The following is a 23,762-nucleotide window of genomic DNA, read 5'->3' as shown; positions in this document are numbered from 1 at the left end:
GGCCTGCTGCCTGCCGGCAGCAGCCGATCAGTGCTGCAGGATCTTGTTGAGGAATTCCTTGGTCCGGGGCTGGCGCGCTTCCGGGTTGCCGAAGAATTCGTCCTTGGAGCAGTCCTCCAGGATCTTGCCGCCCACGTCCATGAAGATCACGCGGCTGGCCACCTTGCGTGCGAAGCCCATTTCGTGGGTCACGCACATCATGGTCATGCCTTCGTTGGCCAGGCCGATCATCACGTCCAGCACTTCGCCGACCATTTCGGGGTCCAGCGCGGAGGTCGGTTCGTCGAACAGCATCACGATGGGGTCCATGGACAGCGCGCGCGCAATGGCCACGCGCTGCTGCTGGCCACCCGACAGCTGGCCCGGGAACTTGTCCTTGTGCGCCGTCAGGCCCACGCGGTCCAGCATCTTGAGGCCGCGCTTCTTGGCATCGTCCGGGCTGCGACCGAGCACCTTGATCTGGGCGATGGTCAGGTTCTCGGTCACCGACAGGTGCGGGAAGAGCTCGAAGTGCTGGAACACCATGCCCACGCGGCTGCGCAGCTGGGGCAGGTTGGTCTTGGGATCGTGCACGGCCACGCCGTCCACGAAGATCTCGCCCTTCTGGAAGGGTTCCAGCGCGTTGATGGTCTTGATCAGCGTGGACTTGCCCGAGCCCGAAGGGCCGCAGACCACCACGACCTCACCCTTCTGGATGTTGGTGGAGCAGTCGGTCAGCACCTGGAAGCTGCCGTACCACTTGGAAACGTTCTTGAGTTCAATCATTGCAATTCCTCAATGGGGTGCTGGCTCATCGAATGATGGCAATCTTTTTGTGCAGGCGCTTGACTGCCCACGAGAGCGAGTAGCACAGCACGAAGTAGGTCACGCCAGCGGCCAGATAGGATTCGATGGGACGGCCATAGTTCTTGCCCGCCACTTCGAAGCCCTTGAGCATGTCGTAGGCACCGATGGCATAGACCAGCGAGGTGTCCTGGAACAGGATGATGGTCTGCGTGAGCAGCACCGGCAGCATGTTGCGGAAGGCCTGGGGCAGGACCACGAGGCGCATGTTCTGGCCGTAGGTCATGCCCATGGCCTGGCCCGCGGAGACCTGACCGCGCGGGATGGACTGGATGCCCGCGCGCATGATCTCGCTGAAGTAGGCCGCCTCGAAGGCGATGAAGGTGATGATGGCCGAGACCTCGGCGCCGATGGGCCGACCGATGATCAGCGGCATCAGCAGGAAGAACCACAGGATCACCATCACCAGCGGCACGGAGCGCATGCCGTTGACGTAGAGCGTGGCGGGCACATCAAGCCACTTCTTGCCGGACAGGCGCATCAGCGCCAGCACGGTACCGAAGAGCACACCGCCGATGGTGGCGATGACGGTCAGCGTCAGGCTGAAGTACAGGCCCTTCAGCACGAAGTTGCTGAACAGGTCCCAGGTGAAGAACGACCAGTCGATTTGCAGGTTCATGTCAGTGTCCTCCGCCGCTGGCAGCGATCAGGCCCGGGACGCGCGAACGCTTCTCGATGAAGGCCATGATGCGGTTGATGGCAAAGGCGGAAATCACATACAGGCCGGTGACGGCCAGATAGATCTCGATGCCGCGCGAAGTCTCTTCCTGCGCCTGCATGGCGAACATGGTCAGCTCGGCCACGGACACGGCGAAGGCCACGGACGAGTTCTTGAACACGTTCATGGTCTCGCTGGTCAGCGGCGGGATGATGATGCGGAACGCCATGGGCAGCAGCACGTAGCGGTAGTACTGGAACGTGGTGAAACCCATCGCCATGCCCGCATAGCGCTGGCCGCGCGGCAGCGCCTGGATGCCCGAACGCACCTGCTCGGCGATACGAGCCGAGGTGAAGAAACCCAGCGCCAGCACCACGAGCACGAAGCCCGGCAGCGACTTCAGCGCAGGAACAAAGGACGGAACCACGTGGTACCACATGAAGATGTGGACCAGCAGCGGAATATTGCGAAACAGCTCCACCCAGGCATTGCCCAGCCGCACGATCCACGGCCGGCCCTCCAAAGTGCGCAGCGTGCCGATCAGCGATCCGACGACCAGTGCGATCACCAGCGACAGCAGCGACACGGAAATGGTCCAGCCCCAGGCCGACAGCATCCAGTCCAGGTAGGTGATATCGCCGTTCTTGCCGAAGCAGCTTTGACCGACCTCTTGGGTAATGGTGTCCTGGCAGAACACCTGCCAATCCCAACTCATAGGAGCACCCCTTCATTCAAAACACGAAATGCGTGCCGGCAGAAAAACCGGCGACGCAACAAAAAACGCCCCTTCCAACCGCATGGCAGAAGGGGCGGCATTCAGCTGGTGCTTACTTGACTTCGTACGACTCCATGGGCTTGTCGTTGGGGTGGGCCCATGCGTCCTTGGTGGCGTCGGACAGTGGCAGGCCGACCTTCACGTTGGCCGGGGGAATCGGCTGCATGAACCACTTGTCATAGAGCTTGGCCAGCGAGCCATCGGCGATCTGGCGCTTGATGGAATCGTCCACGGCCTTCTTGAAGGCAGGGTCGTCCTTGCGCAGCATGCAGGCGATGGGCTCGACCGACAGGGTTTCGCCGACGATCTTGTACTCGGCAGGTGCCTTGGACTTGGAGATGTTGGCGGCCAGGATGGAGCCGTCCATGATGAAGGCGTCGGCGCGGCCGGTTTCCAGCATCAGGAAGCTGTCGGCGTGGTCCTTGCCCATGACTTCCTTGAAGGTCAGGCCGTCGGCGCGCTTGTTCTTGCGCAGGGTCTGCACCGAGGTGGTGCCCGTCGTCGTGACGATGGTCTTGCCGTTCAGGTCCTTGATGCCGGTGATGCCGGAGTTGCCCTTGACGGCGATGCGCACTTCTTCCACGTAGGTGGTCACGGCGAAGGCCACATCCTTTTGGCGGGCCTGGCTGTTGGTGGTGGAGCCGCACTCGATGTCCACGGTGCCATTGGTCACCAGGGGGATGCGGTTTTGCGAGGTGACGGGCTGGTACTTGATGTCCAGCTTGACCAGGCCCAGTTCCTTCTGGATGTCGGCCAGCACGCGCTCGCCCATCTCGGTGTGGAAGCCCACGTACTTGCCATTGCCCAGCGTGTAGCCCAGGCCGGAGGATTCACGCACGCCCAGCGTCACGGCGCCGGAGGACTTGATCTTGGCCAGGGTGTCACCAGCCTGCGCGAAAGCGCTGCCTGCAGCCAGGGCGGTCACGGCGATGGCCAACAAATGCTTCTTCATACGGGTCTCCTGAGATGAGAACGAAAACGGTCTTGATGAGAACGGTCGAGTCGCCTTGTGGGCTTGCTCGAACTATCAACGATGTGACACATATTGTGCAATCACGCACGGTGCTGGAGCACCGACACGTGCTAGGGCTTTCCAGCACGTCAGCCGGATTCAGGTAAGCAACTGCCGTGCCATGGCACGCGTTTTTTGCCCGATCCAGCGCACCGGCGGTCCTGCACACGGCGTGGTTGCTGTGCGCGCACTCTAATGCCAGGGCCGGTGGCACAGCCAATGCCGTTTGCAAAAGCCCTTATGCATGCTATGCATAATAGGTGTTTACCCTAGGCATAACCCGTGCACCAAGTCGGGCTCTTGCCGGGCACCCGCATGCACCAACGTGCAGCAAAAAGGGGCTGCGAGAGCCCCTTTTTTCCTGATGCGTGCCGTTTGGCGTGTCAGCCGATGGTCTCGCCCTGCTCCAGCAGGAAGTTCCACAGCGCGCCGGCCACGCCCTGGGGCGCGTCCTTGCTGGCGGGTTTTTCACGGTAGGCGCGCACTTCCATGTCCATGCGAAAACCGTTGTCGCCCGCAGGCGCGGCGCTGACCAGGCGCCCGGCCTCCAGCTCGTTGCGCACGGCGCTGAACGGCAAGAAGGCGACGCCATGGCCTTCCAGCGCCATCGCCTTGAGGCCTTCGGCCATGTCGGTCTCGTAGACACGTTCCAGGTGCACGGCCTCGGCCGCTTCCTTGAGGATGAGCTCCGTCACCCGGCCCAGGTAGGCGCCGGGCGCATAGCCCAGATAAGGCAGCGGCTGGCCCTGGCGGCCCGGCAGCTGGTGCAGCGGCAGGCCGTCGGCGTCGGGCTTGGCGTAGGGGGCGAGCACCTCATGGCCCAGGCTGACCATCTCGTAGCGCGCCGGGTCAAGCTGGAAGGGCTGGGACGGATGGAAGTAGGCGATCAGCAGGTCGCAGCCGCCTTCGACCAGGCGCATCACGGCGTCATGCACGTTGAGCGCGAACAGCCGGCTGCGGAACGGCCCGAACTTGGCCTGCACGCTGGAGACCCAGTTCGGGAAGAAAGTGAAGGCCAGCGTGTGCGGCACCGCAAACCCCACCATGCCCTTGCCCGCGCTGACGTGGGCACGCAGCATGGTGCGCGTGCTCTGCAGCGACTGCAGCATCTCCAGCGCCTGGTCATACATGGTCTTGCCGGCCGGCGTGAGCCGGGTCGGGTAGGAGCTGCGGTCCACAAGGTCGGTGCCGGCCCAGGCCTCCAGTGCCTGGATGCGGCGCGAGAACGCAGGTTGCGTCACGTGCCGCAGTTGGGCGGAGCGGCTGAAACTGCGTGTTTCAGCCAGGCTGACGAAATCTTCTAGCCATTTGGTTTCCATGCCCGCCATTATCCGCCGGGCCGTGACGGGTGCCTGACAGGGCAGGGATGGTCCCTCTGGCACACCGCATGGATGCGCACATAATGGCGCTGCGCCGCATTTACCCAATGTGACATTTTTTCCTCACGGCCCCCGGCACACGACGCCGAGGAAGCTCAGTGACTGCATCTGCCCCGCCATGTGTAATTTTCTGACTCCCCGCGTCCATGTCATCCCCTCCCACCGAAAACGGCGCCGCTGAGACGCCTTCGCAGCCGGACGAGCCGCGTTCGCTGCGCATCGAGGACTGGCTCACCGTGGTGATCATGGCCCTGCTGGCCCTGATCACCTTCGCCAATGTGCTGGTGCGCTACTTCACCTCCTCCTCCTTCGCCTGGACCGAGGAAATCTCGGTCTTCCTGATGATCCTGCTGGCCATGGTCGCGGGCTCGGCGGCCGTGGCGCGCAACGCCCATATCCGCATCGAGTACTTCGCCGAAGGCGGCAGCGCCCTGCGCAGGAAGCGCCTGGCGCGCTTCGGCACGCTGATGGTGGCCCTGCTGTTCGCCGTGATCGCCGCACTGAGCGTGCGCGTGGTCTGGGACGACTACCGGTTCGAGGAAACCTCGCCCGGCATCGGCGTGCCGCAGTGGTGGTATTCGATGTGGCTGCCGATTTGCTCGGCTCTGATCACGGTGCGCGCGCTGCAGCTGTTCCAGCGCCAGGGCCGCCCTGGCGCCTTCGATGACAGCACCGGGGAGAAGGCGCAATGATCGCAACCCTGCTCTTCATCGCCTTCCTGGGCCTGATGTTCCTGGGCGTGCCGATCGGCGCGGCCCTGGGCCTGGCGGGCGCCGCCGCCATCGCGCTGGCCAGCCCCGACACGCAGTGGTTCGGCCTGCTGGCCGTGCCGCAGAACTTCTATGCGGGCCTGGGCAAGTACCCGCTGCTGGCGATTCCGATGTTCGTGCTCGTGGGCTCGATCTTCGACCGCTCTGGCGTGGCGCTGCGCCTGGTGAACTTCGCCGTGGCCATCGTGGGCCGCGGCCCCGGCATGCTGCCCCTGGTGGCGATTGCCGTGGCCATGTTCCTGGGCGGCATCTCGGGCTCGGGTCCGGCCAATGCCGCCGCCGTGGGCGGCGTGATGATCGCGGCCATGAGCCGCGCCGGCTATCCGGGCAGCTTCTCGGCCAGCGTGGTGGGCGCGGCTGCGGCCACCGACATCCTGATCCCGCCGTCCGTGGCCTTCATCATCTACTCGGTGCTGGTGCCCGGCGCCTCGGTGCCGGCGCTGTTTGCGGCCGGCATGATCCCCGGCATCCTGGCCGGCGTGGCGCTGATCATTCCCGCCGTTTGGATGTCGCGCAAGCACAAGATGGGTGCGCTGGAATCGTCCATGCCGCGCCCGCCGTTCTGGCGCAGCCTGCGCGAGGCCTCCTGGGGCCTGGCCGCTCCGGTGCTGATCCTGGGCGGCATGCGCGCCGGCTGGTTCACCCCCACCGAGGCCGCCGTGGTGGCCGTGTTCTACGGCCTGTTCGTGGGCATGGTGATCCACCGCACCATCACGCTGCGCGACCTCTACCCCATCCTGCGCGAGGCCGGCGAGCTGTCGGCCGTGATCCTGCTGGTGGTGTCGCTGGCCGGCATCTTCGCGTTCTCGCTGTCCACGCTGGGCGTGATCGATCCGGTGGCCAAGGCCATCGTGGACTCGGGCCTGGGCGAGTACGGCGTGATGGCGCTGCTGATCCTGCTGCTGATCACCGTGGGCATGTTCCTGGACGGCATCTCCATCTTCCTGATCTTCGTGCCGCTGCTGCTGCCGATCATGCAGCACTACAACTGGGACCCGGTGTGGTTCGGCGTCATCCTCACGCTCAAGGTGGCGCTGGGCCAGTTCACGCCGCCGCTGGCCGTGAACCTGATGGTGTCCTGCCGCATCGCGGGCGTGCGCATGGAGTCCACCGTGCGCTGGGTCGGCCCCATGCTGCTGGCCATGTTCCTGGTGATGATCGCCGTGATCGCCTTCCCGCAGCTCGCCCTGTGGCTGCCCGCCCGTCTGGGCTACTGATTTCCCAAAAATTCAACAAGGAGACCTTCGCAATGAAACTTCGCAGCTTCCTCGCCAGCGGCTTGGCCGCAGCAGCGGCCCTGGCCCTGTCTTCTGCACCCCTGATGGCCCATGCCCAGGCCAAGTACAAGAGCGAGTACCGCATGTCGCTGGTGCTGGGCACGGCCTTTCCCTGGGGCAAGGGCGGCGAGATCTGGGCCAACAAGGTGCGCGAGCGCACCAACGGCCGCATCAACATCAAGCTCTACCCGGGCGTGTCCCTGATCCAGGGCGACCAGACGCGCGAATTCAGCGCGCTGCGCCAGGGCGTGATCGACATGGCCGTGGGCTCCACGCTGAACTGGTCGCCCCAGATCAAGGAGCTGAACCTGTTCGCCCTGCCCTTCCTCATGCCCGACTACGCCGCCGCCGACGCGCTCACGCATGGCGAGCCCGGCAAGCGCCTGTTCCAGCGCCTGGAAAAGGCCGGCGTGGTGCCGCTGGCCTGGGGCGAGAACGGCTACCGCGAGATCAGCAACTCCAAGCACGCCATCAAGACCCCTGCCGACCTCAAGGGCCTGAAGATCCGCGTCGTGGGCTCGCCGCTGTTCCTGGACACCTTCACCGCGCTGGGCGCCAACCCCACGCAGATGAGCTGGGCCGATGCCCAGCCCGCCATGGCCAGCGGCGCCGTGGACGGCCAGGAAAACCCCGTCTCGGTCTACATGGCCGCCAAGCTGCAGTCCGTGGGCCAGAAGCATCTGACGCTGTGGGGCTACATCAACGATCCGCTGATCTTCGTGGTCAACAAGGACATCTGGGCCACCTGGACCAAGGAAGACCAGGACATCGTGCGCCAGGCCGCCGTCGACGCCGCCAAGGAGCAGATCGTGATCGCGCGCAAGGGCATGATCGAGGCCGACAAGCCGCTGCTCAAGGACCTGGCCGCCAACGGCGTGACCGTGACCCAGCTCACGCCGGCCGAGCGCGAAGCCTTCGTCAAGGCCACGCGCCCCGTCTACGACAAGTGGAAGCAGCAGGTCGGCGCCGACCTGGTGGATGTGGCGGAGAAAGCCATTGCCGCGCGAACTCGTTAGAATGCTATCGGTTGATCGCACACTCCGGTAGAAGCAAAAGGCCCCGCTCTGCGGGGCCTTTTTTTTTGCCATCCTCCTGCGCAGGAACGGCCCGGGCCTCCGGCACGCCATCAACGAACGCCATGCCCCATGATGGCCTCGGCGAATGGAACAGCCTCTATGAGGCAGCAGCGCCGGCGCCCTGCACGCCACCCAGCAACATGTCTGTCCCCATCTCGCACAGCAGCTCCTCCAGTGCGCCCGAGGCAATCAGCGGCGAGGCCTCCAGCGAGGCGAAGCGCACCGTGCCCAGCACGGCCCGCGTGGCCACGTAAAGGCGCGCATAGGACAGCGAGGGGCCACCCCAGCGCTGCAGGTGCGCGGCCATGCGCTCGGCGGTCTCGCGCATGGACAGGGCAATGCGCTCGTCACCATCCTGGCGCCAGGCAAAGCGCGCCAGCTTGCGCCGCGCAGGCGTGCGACCCGCAAAGCCCTCGACGATGCAGGCGACCACGCCGCGCGCCACGGCCTCGCGCGGCAGGCCCTGCTCCGACGCCTGCTCCAGCCAGGTCTCGATGGCCGCGACGGCCGCACGGCGCTGGCCATCGACCATGGCACGGAAGACGGCCTGCTTGTCGGGGAAGTACTGGTAGAGCGTGCCGATGGAGACACCTGCGCGCTCGGCAATGCGGTTGGTGGTGAGCGCGGCTTCGCCCTCCTTGACCAGAATCTGAGCTGCTGCCTGAAGAATGGCCTGCAGCGTGCGCTGCGCACGGGCCTGTACGGGCTGTCTTCTTCTCTGGGATTCAGTGGTAGCGGAGGTATGGGAGGGCATGCGGCAAAACCTGAGCACAAGGCGAGTTTTCTGCCCGGAGTTTAAGCACTACAGTGGCCGGCCATTGCAGCAAATCCCAAGGAATACACCATGAAGAAACATCAGCACACCGGCGCGTGGGAAGCCCTGGCGTGAAGGGCGTGCAACTGCTGGCCCTGGCCGCCGCCCTGTTCGACACGGCGGCCGCGCTGGCCCACTTCGCCTGCATCGTCTGGGGGGGACGTGGGCTGCGGCTCATGGGTGCCGGCGAGCGCATGGCGCGCATGGCCGAGGCCGGGCACTGGTATCCGCCACTGGTGTCGGCGGCCATCGGCGTGGTGCTGTCGCTGCTGGCGGGGTATGCGCTGGCAGGCACGGGCCTGCTGGGTCCCCTGCCCTTCATGCGCCCGGTGCTGGCCGGGGCCGGCCTGGTGCTGGTGGCGCGGGCCGTGGCCTATCCGTGGCTGAAGCCGCGATTCCCGGACAACAGCGACCGCTTCTGGCATGTGTCCTCGGCCATCTGCCTGGTCATGGGACTGCTGCACCTGGCAGCAGCCCTTGGGAGGTAAAGGGCTGAATCCAGCCTCAGGCCGTGACGGGCGAGACCAGCGGGCGGCCTTCCAGGTGGCAGCGCATGTTGGCGATGAAGCGGTCCACCGAGGCCTGCACGGCTTCGGGCGACCAGCCGCCCACATGGGGCGTGAGCACCACGGCGTCCAGGTCCAGCAGTTCGGCCGGGGGCGCGGGTTCGCTTTCGTAGACATCCAGGCCCGCGCCGGCAAGGCGGCCTTCGCGCACGGCGGCGGCCAGGGCGGCGGTATCGACCACGCTGCCGCGCGCGATATTGACCAGATGGCCCTGCGGGCCCAGCGCATCCAGCACCTGCGTGTTGATGAGGTGGCGCGTGCCCGGGCCGCCCGGCGTGGCGACCAGCAGCACATCGGCCCATTGCGCCAGGGACAGCAGATCGCCGAAGTAGCGGTGTGGCAGCTCGCTGCGCTGGCTGCGGTTGTGGTAGCCGATCTCCATCTCGAAGCCCAGCGCGCGCTGGGCGATCTTGGCGCCGATGGCGCCCATGCCCAGGATGCCCAGGCGCTTGTGCGAGACATTGGGCGGCAGCGGCATGGCGGTGCGCCAGACGCCGTCGCGCGTGGCGCGGTCCAGGCGCACCAGGCCGCGCACGGAGGCGATCAGCAGGCCCATGGCGTGGTCGGCCACGCAGTCGTCATTGGTGCCCGCGCCATTGCCCACGGCAATGCCATGGGCCTGCGCATGGGCGACATCGATGTTCTCGTAGCCCGCGCCCAGTGCGCAGACCAGCCGCAGCGCAGGCATGCGCTGCATCTGCGCGGCCGACAGGCCGATGGAGCCGATGGTCAGCACGGCCTGGATGCGTGCGCCGTGCTCGGCGAGAGCCGCCTCGCATTGGCTGGCGTCGGGCGCGTAGAGCAGGTCGAAGGAGGGAAAGGCCTGGGCCATCTGGCGCAGATGGCCTTCGGCGTTGAAGTTCAGGACAAGCAGGGCAGGTTGCATGGCGAAAGAGCGGCGCCCGCTGCCGCGGGGAAATCAGCGGCTTCAACGGGCTGTGGGCAAGGAGAAACCCATTGTCCACCCGCCAGGGGCCCTGCGCGGTGCCGCCCTACAGGTCCAGCACCAGCCGGGCGGATTTCGCGCGCGAGCAGCAGGGCAGGAACTGGTCGCAGGCGGCCTGCTCGTCCTCGGTCAGGTACATGTCGCGGTGCTCGGGCTCGCCCGAGAGCACACGCGTGAGGCAGGTGCCGCACACGCCCTGCTCGCACGAGGTCTGCACCTCCACGCCGATGCCGGCCAGCGCCTGGACGACGGTCTGCTCGGGCGCCACGCGCACCACCTGGCCGGTGCTGGCGATCTCGATCTCGAACCCGGCATCGCCCTCGCGCTGCACGGCCTCGCCCGCGAAGAACTCGTAGTGCAGGCTGTCCTCGCCCCAGCCCGACGCGCGGGCATGGCCCAGGGCCGCGTCCATGAATCCGCGCGGGCCGCAGACATACAGGTGCAGGCCTGCCTGCGGGGCACCGAGCAGTTGCGCCATGTCGAGCGCACCCTCGCCATCCACATGCAGGTGCACGCGGTCGGCCCAGGGCATGGACTGCAGCATGGCCGTGAAGGCCATGCGCTCGCGCGAACGCGCGCAGTAGTGCAGTTCGAAATCGGCGCCCTCGCGCGCCAGCTGGCGCGCCATGGCCAGCACGGGCGTGATGCCTATGCCGCCGGCCAGCAGCAGATGCCGTGCGGGCTGGCCCGCATGCAGCGCGAAGTGGTTGCGCGGCGCGCCAATGGCGATCTGCTGGCCTTCCTGCACCTGTTCGTGCACGGCGGCCGAGCCGCCGCGCGAGGCGGCCTCGCGCAGCACGCCGACCACATAGCGGCCCGTGTCCTGCGGGTCGTTGCACAGCGAGTACTGGCGCACCAGGCCACCGGGCAGGTGCAGGTCGATGTGGGAGCCGGCCGTGAAGGCGGGCAGGCTTTCGCCGTCCAGCGGCACGAGTTCAAGGCTGCAGATGTCCTGCGCCTCGGCGCATTTGCGCGCGACGCGCACCTGAAGGATGGGATGGGCTTGCATGGGGAAACGTGGGAATGGAGGGGTTCGGAAAAATCAGGCCGCCGCCAGCGCACGGGCGCTGGCCTCGCGCAGCCGGTGGATGACGCGGCGCGCGCGGTTGGGGCCGGCGTCCACGTGGATGTCGATGACGGGGCGCGCGCCAAAGCGCTGCTGGTTGCGGAACTGGGCCTCGATGACGACCTTGTCCTCCTCGAAGGTGGCGGCCGTCTGGTCGATGACCAGGCGCGTGGTGTCCTGCATGTCGGGATGCGGGTTGGTGGCAATGGTCCAGAAGTAGTGGGCCGAATGCTCGGTCTCCGGCGTCACGCCGTGAAACCCCCGCATGTGAAAGCCTTCGCGCTGCGGATCGTCGAGCTGCCCGCTGCCTGCGTCCATGGCGCCGGTCCAGATGCGCACATGCGAGGGGTGGAACTCCACCTCCTGCCAGCGGTCGATGCGGCCCGCGAACGGCCAGGCCGCCGCATAGGTGGGCGGCGGGTCGGAGTCGGGCATCCAGCGCAGCACGGTGACGCTGTCGCCCTCCTGGCGCACCTTGAGCTCGGCATTCATGTGGACGCCGGCATTGCCACCGATGGTCTTGAGGTGCACATAGCCCAGGTGGCTGAGGTCCAGCAGGTTGTCGTGGATGAGCTGGTAGGGCGCGTCGTAGTGGTAGACATCGCCGCCGAAGCGGTAGCGCGCATCGCCGTGCACGGGATAGGCGGGCGGCTCATGCGCGGGCACGGAATCGGGCGTGGCGCCCATCCAGATCCAGAGGATCTGATCACGCTCGCGCAGGTCGAAGGACTTGACGCAGGCCTTGGGCGGTATGCGCTGCTGGCCCGGAATCTCCAGGCACTGCCCGGCGCGGTCGAACAGCAGGCCGTGGTAGCCGCAGCGCAGGCCGCGCGCCTCCACCGTGCCGCAGGACAGCGGCAGCTCGCGGTGGCAGCAGCGGTCTTCCAGCGCGGCGACGCTGCCATCGGGCGTGCGAAACAGCACGACGGGCCGGCCCAGCAGGGTGCGCGCCAGTGGCGCGTCCTGCAGCTCCCAGGCAAAGCCGGCGACATACCACTGGTCCAGCGGAAAGGCGGGCACAGGTGAGGGTGCGGTGGTGCATTCGGTCATGGGTTTCTCTTTCCTGTCTGCGGTTCGTGGTCAATGCGCCGACAGCGCGCGGCCTGCAGCTGCGGGCCTGCCGGCTTCGGGCCCTTGCAACCGGTGCAGCGATACGATGCAGGCCGCGAACACAAAGGCCGCGCCATAGCCCACGTACAGCTGGCTGGCCGACCAGGAGGCGTCGAGCAGCGAGCCCGCGACCATGGGCGAGACGATGGCGCCGATGCGCCCTATGCCTATGCCCCAGCCAACGCCGGTCACGCGCACCTCGCCGCCATAGACCATGGGCGCGATGGCATAGAGCCCCGCCACGCAGCCGTTGACGAAGACGCCGATCAGAAAAGCCAGCGCATACGACAGCAGCAGCGAGCCCGGATTGCTCACGATGAAGCACAGCAGCACGGCCGTGGCCAGCATGAAGCCGGCCAGTGCGCGGTGCACGGGATAGCGCGCCGCCAGCAGGCCCAGCAAGGTGGCGCCCAGGATGCCGCCCAGGCTCAGCAGCACGCCCCCGGTCACGCCCTGCTCGGGCGTGAGGCCCGAGGCGGCCAGCAGCTTGGGCGTCCAGCTCATGACGAAGTAAAAGCCGAACATCACCGCGAAGAACGACAGCCAGACCAGCAGCGTGGGCCGGCGCAGGCCCGGCGCGAACAGCTGCAGCGGGCCCCGCCGCGCCGGCCCCGCCGATGCGGGCGCGGCAGGCGGCAGCGCAGCCAATGCGGGCAGGCCCAGCCGGCCGACCAGGGCGTTGAGCCGCTGCAGCGCGCCGGCCGGGCGCCGCGCCAGCAGGAAGTCCATGGACTCGGGCAGTCGCCACCAGGCCAGGACCAGCACGCCCAGCGTCACGCAGCCGCCGAACAGGAAGACCGCGCGCCAGTCATGGCGCCCCAGCAGCCACACCGCGATGGAGCCGCCAATGCTGGCGCCCAGCGCATAGCCCGTGGACTGCAGGGTGACGGCCAGGCTGCGCCAGCGCTGCGAGGCGTATTCGCTGGCAATCACGTTGCTGCAGGCCAGGATGCCGCCCACGCCCAGGCCCGTGAGCACGCGCAGCGCAGCAAGCTGGATGGCGCTGTGGCTGAAGGCCGAGCCCAGCATGCCCACGCCCGAGAGGGCCAGGCAGGCCAGGATCAGCGGCCGGCGGCCCAGCCGGTCGGCCCAGGGCGCGATCAGCAGCGATCCGCCCGCCATGCCGAACAGGCCCGCACTGAGCAGAAAGCCCAGCTGGGCTCCGCTGAGCTGCCAGTGCACCGACACGGCCGAGGCCGTGAAGGCCATGACCAGGACGTCGAAGCCGTCGATCATGTTGAGCACCATGCACAGGGCTATGACCGACCACTGGAAGCGTGTCATGGGCCGCTGGTCGACGCTGGCGCGCAGGTCGGCGCTCATGGCCGCAGCTCCCGCAACGGGCAGTTGGCCGATGCGGAGGCGCAAGGCCGCTGCAGCCATGGGACAGGGGTAGAGGCAGTCATCGCGGGTCTCCTTGGGTTGAAGCTCTATGGGAGCTTTCTTGTGTTCTCAGCACATCATTACGTATGCTGAATGTGATTCAGTTTACTGAATGAAAATCTGCGCCAGATACCGGGATTTCCCCGATCAGGCGGGGCCGCGCAGACTCGGACGCGGAGGCGGCCGGGCCGCCGTCAGTCGGATGAGGACGCGTCGAGGGTGTCGCGTGCGTCGTGCAGCTGCACGAACTTGCGCAGCAGGCGCTTGAACTCGGCCTGCTCTTGGGGTTCGAGCGCGGCCAGCATGCGCTTGTGCAGTTCGTGGACATTGGGCACGAAGCCGGCCAGCATGGTCTCGCCCTCGGCCGTGAGCGTCAGGCGCCGCTGGCGCCGGGGCAGGATCTCGCGCAGCACCCAGCCCTTGGCCTCCAGGCGCGCCGCGATGTCGGCCGTGGTGGAGTTGTCCAGCGCCACCAGCCGCGCCAGCGTCACCTGGTCGATGCCCGGCTTTTCCTGCAGCATGCGCAGGATGGCGTACTGCACGGGCGTCACGTCCGGCCCCAGCACGTCGCGGAACAGCTGCGCCGCGATCTGCTGCGCGCGCCGGATCAGATGGCCCGGCTGGTCGTAGAGGTCGATGGAAAGCGGATCGGAGGCGGAGTGGACCATCGGTGGCGGCAGGCCTTGCGGCCCTGGGGTTGAAGCCCGCCGAGGTTACCCCATCCCCGGCGCCGCCCGCTCCTGCTGGCCTGGCCATGCCGGCAGCCTCAGGCCACGGCGGCGGCAGGCTGGGCCGCTGCTGCGGCCACCGCCGCCGCCTGCTGCTCCTGCGCAATCCATTTGTCGATGACCTTGCGCGACTGCACGCCGCCCGCATCGATGTTGAGCTTGAGCAGCTTGCGGTCGGGGTGGGCACTGAGGTTGCGCTGCTGCAGCTCCAGCATTTGCAGGTCTTCGCTGAAGATCTTGTGCTGGCCCTCGCGTATGCGGTCGGTGACTTCGGCATCGCCCGGATTGAAGCGGCGCGCCATGCCCCAGAAGTACCACATGGACTCCTCGGTCTCGGGCGTGATGAAGTCCACCACCATGCTGTAGACCTTGTGTTCGTCGGGCGCGTCGTAGCCGCCGTGGCCTGCATGGGCCACGCCGACCTCGATCAGCACATGGCTGGGCGGGGTGAAGCGGCAGACCTGCCAGCGGTCCACGGGCACCTCGTCGGCCAGGCCGTTGCTGCGCAGCGCCATCTTCCAGAACGGGGGGGCGGGGATGTGGTTCATGAAGCGGCTGGTGACGACCTCGACATCGGCGCCCTCGCCGCGCGTCTCGGTCTTGCAGGGCGTCTCGTCGATCTCGGCCTGGCCGATGGAGCTGGCGTGCACATAGGTCTCGTGCGTCAGGTCCATGAGGTTGTCGATCATCAGCCGGTAGTCGGCCTGGATGTGGAACATGCCGCCGCCGTAGGCCCATTCGGGGTTGTCGTGCCAGGGCAGCTTCGGAATCAGGGCGGCATCGGCCAGCGCCTTGTCGCCAGGCCAGACCCAGATGAAGCCGTGGCGTTCCTCGACGGGATAGCTGCGGATCTCGGGGAAGCCGCGCACGCGCTGGCCCGGCATGGCAATGGTCTTGCCGTCGCAGCCCATCTCCAGCCCGTGGTAGCCGCAGACCAGCTTGCCCTCGCAGACAAAGCCCAGCGACAGGGGCGCGCCGCGGTGCGGGCAGAAATCCTCCACGGCGGCAATGCCGTGCTGCGCGCGGTAGAACGCAATGCGCTCGCCGCAGATGCGACGGCCCAGCGGCTTGTCCTGGATCTCGTCGGACGTGGCGGCCACGTACCAGGTGTTCTTGGGGAATGTGCTCATGGGGGGTCTCCTTTATGGGTGGGGTCCGCAGTCCTTGGCGCTGCGGTGGCTGGGGCACGGGCGGCCGAGGCCGCCGGCGCGTATCAATCGCACATCAAGCGCAGATCAAGCGCGGATCAGGCTCGGATCAACTGCACGCCAGGAACCGCATGGCTGCCGGGCTCGCTCACGGCCTCGCGCAGGTTGCGGCGCGCAATGCGCGAGTGCTCCTTCATCAGCGCCTCGGCCCGGGCGCCTTCGCGTGCGGCAATGGCGTCCAGCACCTGGCGGTGCTGGTCCTGGGCCACCATCAGGCTGTGGCGCGCACGCGGCGATTCGGCCCGCGCCAGCACAAAGCCCGAGGGCGAGGCGAAGGGCATGCGCACCACGCGCTCCAGCTCGCGCTGCATGACGCTGCTGCCGGCCATGGAGTGCAGCAGGTCGTGGAATTCGGAGTTCAGCGCCACATAGCGCGAGAAGGCCTCATCGCCCCAGTCGGCCGCCTCCAGCACACGGTCGATGGCATCGAGGCAGCGGCCGGCCTGCGCCAGCAGCGGCTCGGCCACGCCGCGCTCGGCCGCCCAGCGCGCGGCCAGGCCTTCCAGCGTGCCGCGCAGCTCGATGGCATCGGCCACATCGGCCTCGGAGAACAGCCGCACGCGGTAGCCGCGCCCGCCGGCCATGGCTTCGAGCAGGCCTTCCTGCTCCAGCCGCATCAGCGCGGCGCGCACCGGCGTGCGGGAGATGCCCAGGCGCTGCACCACGGTCAGCTCGGCGATGCGCTCGCCTGCGGGCAGTTCGCCCGCAAGAATCATCTCGCGCAGTTGCAGCTGGGCCTTGATGACCTGGGAGTGGCTTTCCGCTTCGGAGGCGGCGGGGGCAAGCTGGGGGCTCATGGGGCTTTGTCTGGATGGAATGGCGTGAATGTATACATCCAAGGCGATTCATGGTGCATTTTTCCGCAAAAACACGGGAAAATACCAATCAAATGTATACAAACAATCCCAGCAAAGACAGTGACCCGCCTGTTTGTATACATCGCCATGGCATCATGGCCGGCTCCCTTTTTCCCCTGCCGCTGCAACCCAGGAGGTCACCCTTGCCGACGTTTTCCCGACACCCCGCCATGGCCGCCCACATCCTCAACCTGGCACGGGATGCCAGCGCCGATGCGCAGGCTCCGCAGGCCTATCCGATCAAGGACTTCTTCCGCAATCCGGAACGCGGCTTCTTCCGCCTGGCCGATGACGGAAGCATGCTGGGCTTCATGCAGCCCGTCAGCGTGGAAGGCCATCCGGCGCGCATGAACATTCATGTGCAGGCGCTGGAGGGCAGCACCCCTGTGGGCGAGCCGCGCCGCATCACGGCCGAGACCGAGCGCGACATCAGCAACTTCTTCTGGAAGGGCTCGGACGTGGTGCTCTACCAGAAGGACTTCGGCGGCGACGAGAACTTCCATGTGCTGGCGGTCAACGCGCGCAGCGGCGAAGCCACCGACCTGACGCCCTGGGACGGCGTGCGCGCCAGCATCGAGGACGACCTGGAAGACGACCCCGACCATGTGCTGATCAGCCACAACCAGCGCGATGCCGAGGTCTTCGACGTGTACCGCGTTAACGTGCACACGGGCGCGGCGCAACTGGTGGCGCAGAACCCCGGCAACATCGTCGGCTGGCAGACCGACCATGCGGGCCGCGTGCGGGCCGCCGTGGCCAGTGACGGCCTGAACAGCGCCCTGCTTTACCGCGACGACGAGGCCGGCGAGTTCCAGACCCTGATCACCACCGACTACCGCACCAGCGTCAGCCCGGCCTTCTTCACCTTCGACGACCAAAAGCTCTACGCCCTGTCCAACCGGGGCCGCGACAAGCTGGCCCTGGTGGTCATCGACCCGGCCCGGCCCGACGAGGAAGAGGAAATCTTCGTGCCCGAGGAAGTCGATCTGGGCGCGGCGGCCTATTCGCGCAAGCGCCGCGTGCTGACCCTGGCCGCCTACCAGACCGACAAGCCGCAGTACCGCTTCTTCGATGCCGAGACCGAAGCCCTCTACGGCCGGCTGGCCGCGCAGCTGCCGGGCTACGACTTCGCCATCCAGGGCGCCAACCGCGCCGAGGACAAGTTCATCGTCGCCGCCTTCAACGACCGCACGCCGGGCGCGCGCTACATCTACGACGCGGCCGCCGATGCGCTGACCAAGCTGGCCGACATCAACCCTGCCATTCCCGAGTCCGCCATGTCGCGCGTGCAGCCCGTCAGCTACACCAGCCGCGACGGCCTGACCATCCACGGCTACCTGACCCTGCCGGCCGGCCGCGAGCCCCGGAACCTGGCCTGCATCATCAACCCGCACGGCGGCCCCTGGGCCCGCGACGGCTGGGGCTACAACCCCGAGGTGCAGTTCCTCGCCAACCGGGGGTTCTGCGTGCTGCAGGTGAACTTCCGGGGCTCCACGGGCTATGGCCGCGCATTCTGGGAAGCGGGATTCGGCCAATGGGGCCTGAAGATGCAGGACGACATCACGGACGGCGTGCACTGGCTGATCGACCAGGGCATTGCCGACCCTGCGCGCATCGGCATCTACGGCGGCAGCTATGGAGGCTATGCCACACTGGCCGGCGTGGCCTTCACGCCCGACCTGTATGCGGCGGCCGTGGACTATGTGGGCGTGTCCAACCTGTTCACCTTCATGAAGACCATTCCGCCCTACTGGAAGCCGCTGCTGGACCAGATGCACGCCATGGTGGGCGATCCCGAGCGCGACAGGGAGCGCCTGGCCGCCACCTCGCCGGCCCTGCATGTGGACCGCATCAAGGCCCCGCTGTTCATCGCCCAGGGCGCGCGCGATCCGCGCGTGAACAAGGACGAGAGCGACCAGGTGGTGAAGGCGCTGCGCGAGCGCGGCGTCGAGGTGCAGTACATGGTCAAGGACAACGAGGGCCACGGCTTTCACAACGACGAGAACAAGTTCGAGTTCTACGAGGCCATGGAGCAGTTCCTGGTCACGCACCTCAAGCCCTGAAGCCGTCCAGGCGCCCGGCCACCCGGCCGCCCGGCCGCCCGGTCCCTCGGCCGCACCGCGCTACAGCACGGCGGGCTCCCCGCTTTGCTGCAGCGCCCACATGTCCGCATAGCGCCCGCCCGCCGCGACCAGCTGGGCGTGGGTGCCGCGCTCGACGATGCGCCCGGCATCCATGACCAGGATCTCGTGCGCATCGACCACGGTGGACAGGCGGTGGGCAATCACCAGCGCAGTCTTGTTGCGCGCGGCGCTTTGCAGCTCGGCCTGGATGGCGCGCTCGTTGGCCGAGTCCAGCGCCGAGGTCGCCTCGTCAAAGATCAGGATGGGCGGGTCCTTGAGCAGGGTGCGCGCAATCGCCACCCGCTGCTTTTCGCCGCCCGACAGCTTGAGGCCGCGCTCGCCCACGCGCGTGGCATAGCCCTGGGGCGTGGCCTCGATGAAGTCGTGGATGCGCGCTGCGCGCGCGGCCGCCACCACCTGGTCGCGGCTGGCGCCGGGGCGGCCGTAGGCGATGTTGTATTCCACCGTGTCGTTGAAGAGCACCGTGTCCTGCGGCACGATGCCCACAGCGCCGCGCACGCTGTCCTGGGTCAGCTCGCGCAGGTCGTGCCCGGCAATGCGCACATGGCCGGACTGCACGTCGTAGAAGCGGAAGATCAGCCGCGCCAGCGTGCTCTTGCCCGAGCCCGAAGGGCCGACCACGGCCACGGTCTTGCCGGCGGGAATGGTGAAGCTCACGTCCTTGAGGATGGGCCGCTCGGGGTCATAGGCGAAGTCCACATGCTCGAAGCGCAGCTCGGGCGGTGCGCCGTCGGCCGGCAGGGGCCTGGCGCCGGGCGCATCGGCCACCTCGCGTTCCTTGTCCATGAGGGTGAACATGCGCTCCAGGTCGGTCAGGCTCTGCTTGATCTCGCGGTAGATCACGCCCAGAAAGCCCAGCGGGATGTAGAGCTGGATCATGAAGGCATTGACCATGACCAGGTCGCCCAGCGACAGCCGCCCGTCCACCACACCCTGCGTGGCGCGCCAGAGGATGGCGACCAGGGCCGTGGCGATGATCAGCTGCTGCCCGCAGTTGAGCATGCTCAGCGTGGTCTGGCTCTTGAGGCGCACGCGGCGCAGCGCCTCCAGGTTCTCGTCATAGCGCCGCGCCTCGAAGCCCTCGTTGCCGAAGTACTTGACGGTCTCGTAGTTCAGCAGCGAGTCGATGGCCTTGGTGTGCGCCGCCGACTCCTGGGCATTGGCCTCGCGCCGAAAGCGCGTGCGCCACTCGGTCACCGTGACGGTGAACGTGATGTAGAACACCAGCGCCGCCAGCGTGATGACCGCGAACCAGATGTCGAAGCGCAGCGCCAGGATGCCCAGCACCAGCGCCATCTCGATGAAGGTGGGCAGGATGCTGTAGAGCGAATACGAGATAAGCGATTCGGTGCTGCGCACGCCGCGCTCGATGTCGCGCGTCATGCCGCCGGTCTGGCGCTCCAGGTGAAAGCGCAGGCTCAGCGCATGCAGGTGCTCGAAGGTGGACAGCGCAATCGCCCGCGAGGCGCCCTGCGTGGCCTTGGCAAAGACCAGGTCGCGCAACTCGGTGAACAGCGAACTGGAAAAGCGCAGCAGCCCGTAGGCCAGCAACAGGGCCACGGGCACGACGAGCACCGCGCGGGCGTCGCCGGCCTTCAGATCCAGCGCATCGACCAGGTGCTTGAGCAGCACCGGCACGCCCACGTTGGCGAGCTTGGCCCCGATCATGAAGCCCAGCGCCGCCAGCACGCGCCACTTGTATTGCCACAGGTAGGGCAGCAGGCGCCGCAGCGCGTTCCAGTCCCGCGACGGTGCCGGGGTTGGAACTAAGGGTAAATCCGTAGGGGAAGCGCTCTCGCGTCGCATGAAAGACAATTCTCGGTTGTTATATTGACCCGATTGTGCCCATGCCGCCCCGCCCCGACCTCCCGCCCCATCCCTTGCCCGCAGACAAGGAGCTGGTTCTCAAGGTCATTCCCATGCCCGCCGATGTCAACGCCAATGGCGACATCTTCGGCGGCTGGGTCATGGCGCAGGTCGACCTGGCAGGTTCCGTGCTGCCCTCGCGCCTGGGCCAGAGCCGCATGGTCACCGTGGCCGTGAACGAGTTCATCTTCAAGCAGCCCGTGCGCGTGGGCGACATCCTGTCGTTCTACTCCAGCGTGCAGCGCGTGGGCCGCACCTCGGTCACGGTCGATGTCGAGGTCTATGCCGAGCGCTTTGCCGACCAGGGCCGCTTCGTCAAGGTGACCGAGGCCCTGCTGACCTACGTGGCCATCGACGGCCAGGGCAAGCCCCAGTCGCTGCCGGACAACGATCAGGTGCGCTCCTGGCGCGCAGCGGCCGAGCGCAATGCAGAACGCAAGCAGCAGCAGGCCGGCTGAACCAGCCCCTCTGCAGCCATGAAAAAAGCGACCTTCGCAGGTCGCTTTTTCATTTCCGGCAGCAGAGATGGCTCATGCCAGCGACGGCGTGACGCGCGGCTGCAGCGAGGCCGCTGCGGTGGCCGCAGCCAGGGCAGCGGAACTGCTGGCGGCGCTGTCGCTGGAGACGGCCGACGAGGAAGAGGACAGGCTGGAGGCGCTGGACGCCACGGCCGAACCCGAAGATGAACGCGGCGAGGAGCCGGCCTCGATCTGGCCCGTGAGCTCGCCGCCCTCTTCGATCACCACCTTGCCGTAGCGGATCTTGCCGCTGACCTTGCCCGTGCCGTAGATGACCAGCTTCTCGCGCACGGTCAGCGTGCCGTCGAACACGCCATGGATCTCGGCGATATCGATCTCGGCCGTGCCATGGAAGGCGCCCTGCTCGGCGATCTGGATCACGCGCGAGTCCATGGTGGCCTCCACCGTGCCTTCGACCACCAGCGTGTCGCAATCGGTGATCTCCACGCCCTTGAGCTTGATGTTGGGGCCCACGGTGAGCTTGCTGCCCGGGGAGTCCTGCGACACAGGCGAGGCCTGGCGCTGGGTGGATGCCGGGCTGCTCACGCTGGAGCTGGGCATCACGGCTCCCGAAGGGCTGCCGCCCGTGCTGGCGGCGCCTGTGCCGCTGCCCAGGGTGTTGCGGGAGGTGAAAGCATCGTTGTCGCGCTTGCCAAAGAACGGGTTCTGAACAGCCATGGGTGGGTCTCCTTCGGAAAAATCCGATGCTACGCACACGAACTGGCAACAAATGCCGGCATCTCGCAAGAACGGTAACGAGATGGTTCTCCCGTTTCATGTGCTTGCAAGCCTTTCTCGATCACACACCGCGCATGCGCAGGTCGCGCAGCGGACATGCGCAAATCAATAGGTGCATCTACACTCATTTCCATTCCAGGCCACCTGCCCCACGCCCCATGACCTCCTCCACCTCAAGCGCCGCCAGTCCGGTCTGCACCTGCTTCATGGTGCGCAGCCTGTCGCGCAAGATCTCCCAGCTCTATGACGACACGCTGGCGCCCAGCGGCCTGCGCGGCACGCAGTTCAGCCTGCTGGTGCAGGCACGCAATGCGCCCGACGGCCCGCCCACGGTCTCGGCCCTGGCCGAGCAGTTGCACACCGACCGCACGACGATGACGCGCAACCTGCGCACGCTGCAGCAGGCCGGCTTCATCGACCTGGTTCCCGGCGCGGATGCGCGCAGCCGCTGCGTGGTGGTCACGCCCGAAGGCCGCGCCCGCATCCGCGAGGCTGCCGCCCTGTGGCGCCAGGCGCAGCAGCGCGTGCGCGAGCTGTGCGGCAGCGAGCAGATCGGCGCGCTGGAAAGCCTGGTGCTGGGCATGCTGCCCGTGCTGGAAACCGCCACGCAGGAGAGCGCGGAATGAGCGCCGCCCTGCCCTCCGCAGCCCCTGGCGCTGCGGCCAGCGGGTCCGCGCATCCGTTGGTCAGCGGCCCCATCGCCTCCACCCTGATGCGCCTGGCCGTGCCCAACATGGTGGCGCTGAGCATGTCGGTGCTGGTCGCCGTGGCCGAGACCTACTACGTGGGGCAGCTGGGAACCGTATCGCTGGCGGCCATGGCCCTGGTGTTTCCGCTGGCCATGCTCACGCAGATGATGAGCAACGGTGCCATGGGCAGCGGCGTGTCCTCGGCCATCAGCCGCGCGCTGGGTGCGGGCGACGGCGCGCGTGCCTCGGCACTGGCCCTGCACGCCATCGTGATCGGCGCTATCGCAGGCCTGCTGTACTCGCTCATCTTCGTGCTCTGCGGCGCCACCTTCTACGGCTGGCTGGGCGGGCGCGGCGAGGTGCTGGCAGCGGCCACAGGCTTTGGCGCCGTGCTGTTCAGCGGCGCCATCCTGGTGTGGCTGTGCAATACGCTGGCCTCGGTGGTGCGGGGCACGGGCAATATGCGCATGCCGTCGGCCGTGATCTTTGCGGCCTCGCTGGTGCAGATCGCCGTCGGCGGCACGCTGGGGCTGGGCCTGGGGCCCATGCCGCGCTGGGGCATGCCGGGCGTGGCCGTGGGCAACATCGTGGCCATGGTGCTGGCCGTGGCGGCCTTTCTGGCCTACCTGCAATGGGGCCAACAGCGCCTGCAGCTGGACTGGCGCACGCCGCGCCTGGCCTGGCCCATGTTCCGCGACATCCTGCGCGTGGGTGCCCTGGCCTGCCTGTCCCCCGTGCAAACGGCGCTGGCCGCGCTGCTGCTGACAGGCATGGTCGCCCGCCTGGGCCCGCTGGCCCTGGCCGGCTACGGCATAGGCCAGCGGCTGGAGTTCCTGCTGATCCCCATGGCCTTCGGCGTGGGCATGGCCGCCGTGCCCATGGTGGGCATGGCCATGGGCGCCGGCCAGGTGGCCCGCGCGCGCCGCGTGGCCTGGTCGGGCGGTGCCATGGCCGCTGCCCTGCTGGGCGTGCTGGGGCTGGTGGTCATGGTCTGGCCGCAGCTGTGGTCAGGCATCTTCACCGGCGACCCGGCCGTGCGCGCCTACGCCGACCTCTACCTGCGCACCGTGGGCCCGGCCTTCGGGCTGTTCGGCCTGGGACTGGTGCTGTACTTCGCCTCCCTGGGCGCAGGCCGCGTCTGGGCCCCCGTGCTGGCCGGCACGGTGCGCCTGCTGATCGTGGTGGTGGGCGGCGGCTGGCTCATGTCCAGCGGCCTGGGCAGCGCCCAGTCGCTGTTCATCCTGGTCGCCGTGGCCATGGCCGCCTATGGCGCAGGCACGGCCTGGGCCGTGTGGCGCGCGCGCTGGGGGTGAAGAAACGCAAAAAGAAGGCCCGCAGT

Annotated in this window: 23 protein-coding genes; 8 read left to right on the top strand and 15 right to left on the bottom strand. The window is 67.4% G+C overall.

Annotated features, from left to right (window positions below; translation table 11 throughout):
• Positions 1-27: 27 nt before the first annotated feature.
• The 5 genes from BW39_RS03900 to BW39_RS03880 form a co-directional block, all read right to left on the bottom strand.
• Entirely contained in the window at positions 28-765 is a 738-nt protein-coding gene (locus BW39_RS03900) for an amino acid ABC transporter ATP-binding protein (RefSeq protein ID WP_012203297.1), read from the bottom strand.
• A gap of 25 nt (positions 766-790) precedes the next feature.
• Entirely contained in the window at positions 791-1,462 is a 672-nt protein-coding gene (locus tag BW39_RS03895; RefSeq protein ID WP_012203296.1) for an amino acid ABC transporter permease, read from the bottom strand.
• A gap of 1 nt (position 1,463) precedes the next feature.
• On the bottom strand, positions 1,464-2,216 hold the full coding sequence (locus BW39_RS03890; RefSeq protein ID WP_043819928.1) for an amino acid ABC transporter permease: 753 nt from the start codon (positions 2,214-2,216) through the stop codon (positions 1,464-1,466).
• 112 nt (positions 2,217-2,328) lie between these two features.
• A complete protein-coding gene (locus BW39_RS03885; RefSeq protein ID WP_043819925.1) occupies positions 2,329-3,228 on the bottom strand; it encodes a transporter substrate-binding domain-containing protein in 900 nt (299 codons plus the stop codon).
• Between the two features lie 443 nt (positions 3,229-3,671).
• The gene (locus BW39_RS03880) at positions 3,672-4,607 is read right to left on the bottom strand and encodes a LysR substrate-binding domain-containing protein (protein WP_170962088.1); all 936 of its coding nucleotides are present in this window, start codon (positions 4,605-4,607) and stop codon (positions 3,672-3,674) included.
• Between the two features lie 206 nt (positions 4,608-4,813).
• On the opposite strand from BW39_RS03880, the gene BW39_RS03875 reads away from it, so the two are divergent.
• From BW39_RS03875 to BW39_RS03865, 3 genes are read left to right on the top strand one after another with little or no spacing between them, the layout of a single operon-like run.
• The gene (locus BW39_RS03875) at positions 4,814-5,359 is read left to right on the top strand and encodes a TRAP transporter small permease (RefSeq protein WP_013804178.1); all 546 of its coding nucleotides are present in this window, start codon (positions 4,814-4,816) and stop codon (positions 5,357-5,359) included.
• Entirely contained in the window at positions 5,356-6,654 is a 1,299-nt protein-coding gene (locus BW39_RS03870) for a TRAP transporter large permease (protein ID WP_043819923.1), read from the top strand. The genes BW39_RS03875 and BW39_RS03870 overlap by 4 nt, the downstream gene beginning before the upstream one ends.
• A 32-nt stretch (positions 6,655-6,686) precedes the next feature.
• Positions 6,687-7,730, top strand: coding sequence for a DctP family TRAP transporter solute-binding subunit (locus BW39_RS03865; protein WP_043819922.1), 1,044 nt, complete (start codon positions 6,687-6,689; stop codon positions 7,728-7,730).
• Positions 7,731-7,887: 157 nt separating this feature from the next.
• On the opposite strand, the gene BW39_RS03860 is transcribed toward BW39_RS03865, so the two are convergent.
• Complete coding sequence (locus BW39_RS03860) at positions 7,888-8,544, bottom strand: TetR/AcrR family transcriptional regulator (protein ID WP_043819920.1); 657 nt, start codon at positions 8,542-8,544, stop codon at positions 7,888-7,890.
• 116 nt (positions 8,545-8,660) lie between these two features.
• Here BW39_RS03860 and BW39_RS03855 point away from each other — a divergent pair, with 116 nt between their 5' ends.
• Positions 8,661-9,092 (top strand): hypothetical protein, encoded by a 432-nt coding sequence (locus BW39_RS03855; RefSeq protein ID WP_235264147.1) that lies wholly within the window; start codon positions 8,661-8,663, stop codon positions 9,090-9,092.
• 16 nt (positions 9,093-9,108) lie between these two features.
• On the opposite strand, the gene BW39_RS03850 is transcribed toward BW39_RS03855, so the two are convergent.
• From BW39_RS03850 to BW39_RS03820, 7 genes are all read right to left on the bottom strand, one after another.
• Positions 9,109-10,056 (bottom strand): 2-hydroxyacid dehydrogenase, encoded by a 948-nt coding sequence (locus BW39_RS03850; RefSeq protein ID WP_012203287.1) that lies wholly within the window; start codon positions 10,054-10,056, stop codon positions 9,109-9,111.
• Positions 10,057-10,162: 106 nt separating this feature from the next.
• Positions 10,163-11,125, bottom strand: coding sequence for a PDR/VanB family oxidoreductase (locus BW39_RS03845; protein ID WP_043819915.1), 963 nt, complete (start codon positions 11,123-11,125; stop codon positions 10,163-10,165).
• 33 nt (positions 11,126-11,158) lie between these two features.
• On the bottom strand, positions 11,159-12,232 hold the full coding sequence (locus BW39_RS03840; RefSeq protein ID WP_043819912.1) for an aromatic ring-hydroxylating dioxygenase subunit alpha: 1,074 nt from the start codon (positions 12,230-12,232) through the stop codon (positions 11,159-11,161).
• A gap of 30 nt (positions 12,233-12,262) precedes the next feature.
• Positions 12,263-13,615: an MFS transporter gene (locus BW39_RS03835; protein ID WP_043819996.1), complete on the bottom strand. Its 1,353-nt coding sequence runs from the start codon at positions 13,613-13,615 to the stop codon at positions 12,263-12,265.
• Positions 13,616-13,869: 254 nt separating this feature from the next.
• The gene (locus tag BW39_RS03830; RefSeq protein WP_043819911.1) at positions 13,870-14,343 is read right to left on the bottom strand and encodes a MarR family winged helix-turn-helix transcriptional regulator; all 474 of its coding nucleotides are present in this window, start codon (positions 14,341-14,343) and stop codon (positions 13,870-13,872) included.
• Positions 14,344-14,441: 98 nt separating this feature from the next.
• Entirely contained in the window at positions 14,442-15,533 is a 1,092-nt protein-coding gene (locus BW39_RS03825; protein WP_043819909.1) for an aromatic ring-hydroxylating oxygenase subunit alpha, read from the bottom strand.
• Positions 15,534-15,649: 116 nt separating this feature from the next.
• On the bottom strand, positions 15,650-16,408 hold the full coding sequence (locus BW39_RS03820; RefSeq protein WP_043819906.1) for a GntR family transcriptional regulator: 759 nt from the start codon (positions 16,406-16,408) through the stop codon (positions 15,650-15,652).
• Between the two features lie 230 nt (positions 16,409-16,638).
• Here BW39_RS03820 and BW39_RS03815 point away from each other — a divergent pair, with 230 nt between their 5' ends.
• The gene (locus tag BW39_RS03815) at positions 16,639-18,531 is read left to right on the top strand and encodes a S9 family peptidase (RefSeq protein ID WP_152547182.1); all 1,893 of its coding nucleotides are present in this window, start codon (positions 16,639-16,641) and stop codon (positions 18,529-18,531) included.
• A 60-nt stretch (positions 18,532-18,591) separates the two neighbouring features.
• On the opposite strand, the gene BW39_RS03810 is transcribed toward BW39_RS03815, so the two are convergent.
• On the bottom strand, positions 18,592-20,418 hold the full coding sequence (locus BW39_RS03810) for an ABCB family ABC transporter ATP-binding protein/permease (RefSeq protein WP_012203279.1): 1,827 nt from the start codon (positions 20,416-20,418) through the stop codon (positions 18,592-18,594).
• Positions 20,419-20,459: 41 nt separating this feature from the next.
• On the opposite strand from BW39_RS03810, the gene BW39_RS03805 reads away from it, so the two are divergent.
• The gene (locus tag BW39_RS03805; protein ID WP_012203278.1) at positions 20,460-20,936 is read left to right on the top strand and encodes an acyl-CoA thioesterase; all 477 of its coding nucleotides are present in this window, start codon (positions 20,460-20,462) and stop codon (positions 20,934-20,936) included.
• A 72-nt stretch (positions 20,937-21,008) separates the two neighbouring features.
• Here the strand turns inward: BW39_RS03805 and BW39_RS03800 are convergent, their stop codons facing one another.
• On the bottom strand, positions 21,009-21,674 hold the full coding sequence (locus tag BW39_RS03800; protein ID WP_012203277.1) for a bactofilin family protein: 666 nt from the start codon (positions 21,672-21,674) through the stop codon (positions 21,009-21,011).
• 218 nt (positions 21,675-21,892) lie between these two features.
• Between BW39_RS03800 and BW39_RS03795 the strand changes: the two genes are divergently transcribed.
• On the top strand, positions 21,893-22,360 hold the full coding sequence (locus tag BW39_RS03795) for a MarR family winged helix-turn-helix transcriptional regulator (protein WP_013804191.1): 468 nt from the start codon (positions 21,893-21,895) through the stop codon (positions 22,358-22,360).
• Positions 22,357-23,736, top strand: coding sequence for an MATE family efflux transporter (locus BW39_RS03790; protein ID WP_043819903.1), 1,380 nt, complete (start codon positions 22,357-22,359; stop codon positions 23,734-23,736). The genes BW39_RS03795 and BW39_RS03790 overlap by 4 nt, the downstream gene beginning before the upstream one ends.
• Positions 23,737-23,762: the final 26 nt, after the last annotated feature.

Source organism: Delftia sp. RIT313 (assembly GCF_000632165.1).
Lineage (GTDB): Bacteria > Pseudomonadota > Gammaproteobacteria > Burkholderiales > Burkholderiaceae_C > Comamonas > Comamonas acidovorans.
Note: the sequence above shows the minus strand (reverse complement) of the source record. Positions and strands in the feature narration are given on the sequence as shown.

What these genes read in the sequence shown, in the direction of transcription:
- BW39_RS03810 (WP_012203279.1), bottom strand. Translation starts at nt 20,418, where the DNA reads ATGCGACGCGAGAGCGCTTCCCCTACGGATTTACCCTTAGTTCCAACC.
- BW39_RS03800 (WP_012203277.1), bottom strand. Translation starts at nt 21,674, where the DNA reads ATGGCTGTTCAGAACCCGTTCTTTGGCAAGCGCGACAACGATGCTTTC.
- BW39_RS03885 (WP_043819925.1), bottom strand. Translation starts at nt 3,228, where the DNA reads ATGAAGAAGCATTTGTTGGCCATCGCCGTGACCGCCCTGGCTGCAGGC.
- BW39_RS03805 (WP_012203278.1), top strand. Translation starts at nt 20,460, where the DNA reads ATGCCGCCCCGCCCCGACCTCCCGCCCCATCCCTTGCCCGCAGACAAG.
- BW39_RS03845 (WP_043819915.1), bottom strand. Translation starts at nt 11,125, where the DNA reads ATGCAAGCCCATCCCATCCTTCAGGTGCGCGTCGCGCGCAAATGCGCC.
- BW39_RS03790 (WP_043819903.1), top strand. Translation starts at nt 22,357, where the DNA reads ATGAGCGCCGCCCTGCCCTCCGCAGCCCCTGGCGCTGCGGCCAGCGGG.
- BW39_RS03825 (WP_043819909.1), bottom strand. Translation starts at nt 15,533, where the DNA reads ATGAGCACATTCCCCAAGAACACCTGGTACGTGGCCGCCACGTCCGAC.
- BW39_RS03860 (WP_043819920.1), bottom strand. Translation starts at nt 8,544, where the DNA reads ATGCCCTCCCATACCTCCGCTACCACTGAATCCCAGAGAAGAAGACAG.
- BW39_RS03865 (WP_043819922.1), top strand. Translation starts at nt 6,687, where the DNA reads ATGAAACTTCGCAGCTTCCTCGCCAGCGGCTTGGCCGCAGCAGCGGCC.
- BW39_RS03840 (WP_043819912.1), bottom strand. Translation starts at nt 12,232, where the DNA reads ATGACCGAATGCACCACCGCACCCTCACCTGTGCCCGCCTTTCCGCTG.
- BW39_RS03895 (WP_012203296.1), bottom strand. Translation starts at nt 1,462, where the DNA reads ATGAACCTGCAAATCGACTGGTCGTTCTTCACCTGGGACCTGTTCAGC.
- BW39_RS03850 (WP_012203287.1), bottom strand. Translation starts at nt 10,056, where the DNA reads ATGCAACCTGCCCTGCTTGTCCTGAACTTCAACGCCGAAGGCCATCTG.
- BW39_RS03880 (WP_170962088.1), bottom strand. Translation starts at nt 4,607, where the DNA reads ATGGAAACCAAATGGCTAGAAGATTTCGTCAGCCTGGCTGAAACACGC.
- BW39_RS03820 (WP_043819906.1), bottom strand. Translation starts at nt 16,408, where the DNA reads ATGAGCCCCCAGCTTGCCCCCGCCGCCTCCGAAGCGGAAAGCCACTCC.
- BW39_RS03875 (WP_013804178.1), top strand. Translation starts at nt 4,814, where the DNA reads ATGTCATCCCCTCCCACCGAAAACGGCGCCGCTGAGACGCCTTCGCAG.
- BW39_RS03870 (WP_043819923.1), top strand. Translation starts at nt 5,356, where the DNA reads ATGATCGCAACCCTGCTCTTCATCGCCTTCCTGGGCCTGATGTTCCTG.
- BW39_RS03795 (WP_013804191.1), top strand. Translation starts at nt 21,893, where the DNA reads ATGACCTCCTCCACCTCAAGCGCCGCCAGTCCGGTCTGCACCTGCTTC.
- BW39_RS03890 (WP_043819928.1), bottom strand. Translation starts at nt 2,216, where the DNA reads ATGAGTTGGGATTGGCAGGTGTTCTGCCAGGACACCATTACCCAAGAG.
- BW39_RS03830 (WP_043819911.1), bottom strand. Translation starts at nt 14,343, where the DNA reads ATGGTCCACTCCGCCTCCGATCCGCTTTCCATCGACCTCTACGACCAG.
- BW39_RS03900 (WP_012203297.1), bottom strand. Translation starts at nt 765, where the DNA reads ATGATTGAACTCAAGAACGTTTCCAAGTGGTACGGCAGCTTCCAGGTG.
- BW39_RS03815 (WP_152547182.1), top strand. Translation starts at nt 16,639, where the DNA reads ATGGCCGCCCACATCCTCAACCTGGCACGGGATGCCAGCGCCGATGCG.
- BW39_RS03835 (WP_043819996.1), bottom strand. Translation starts at nt 13,615, where the DNA reads ATGAGCGCCGACCTGCGCGCCAGCGTCGACCAGCGGCCCATGACACGC.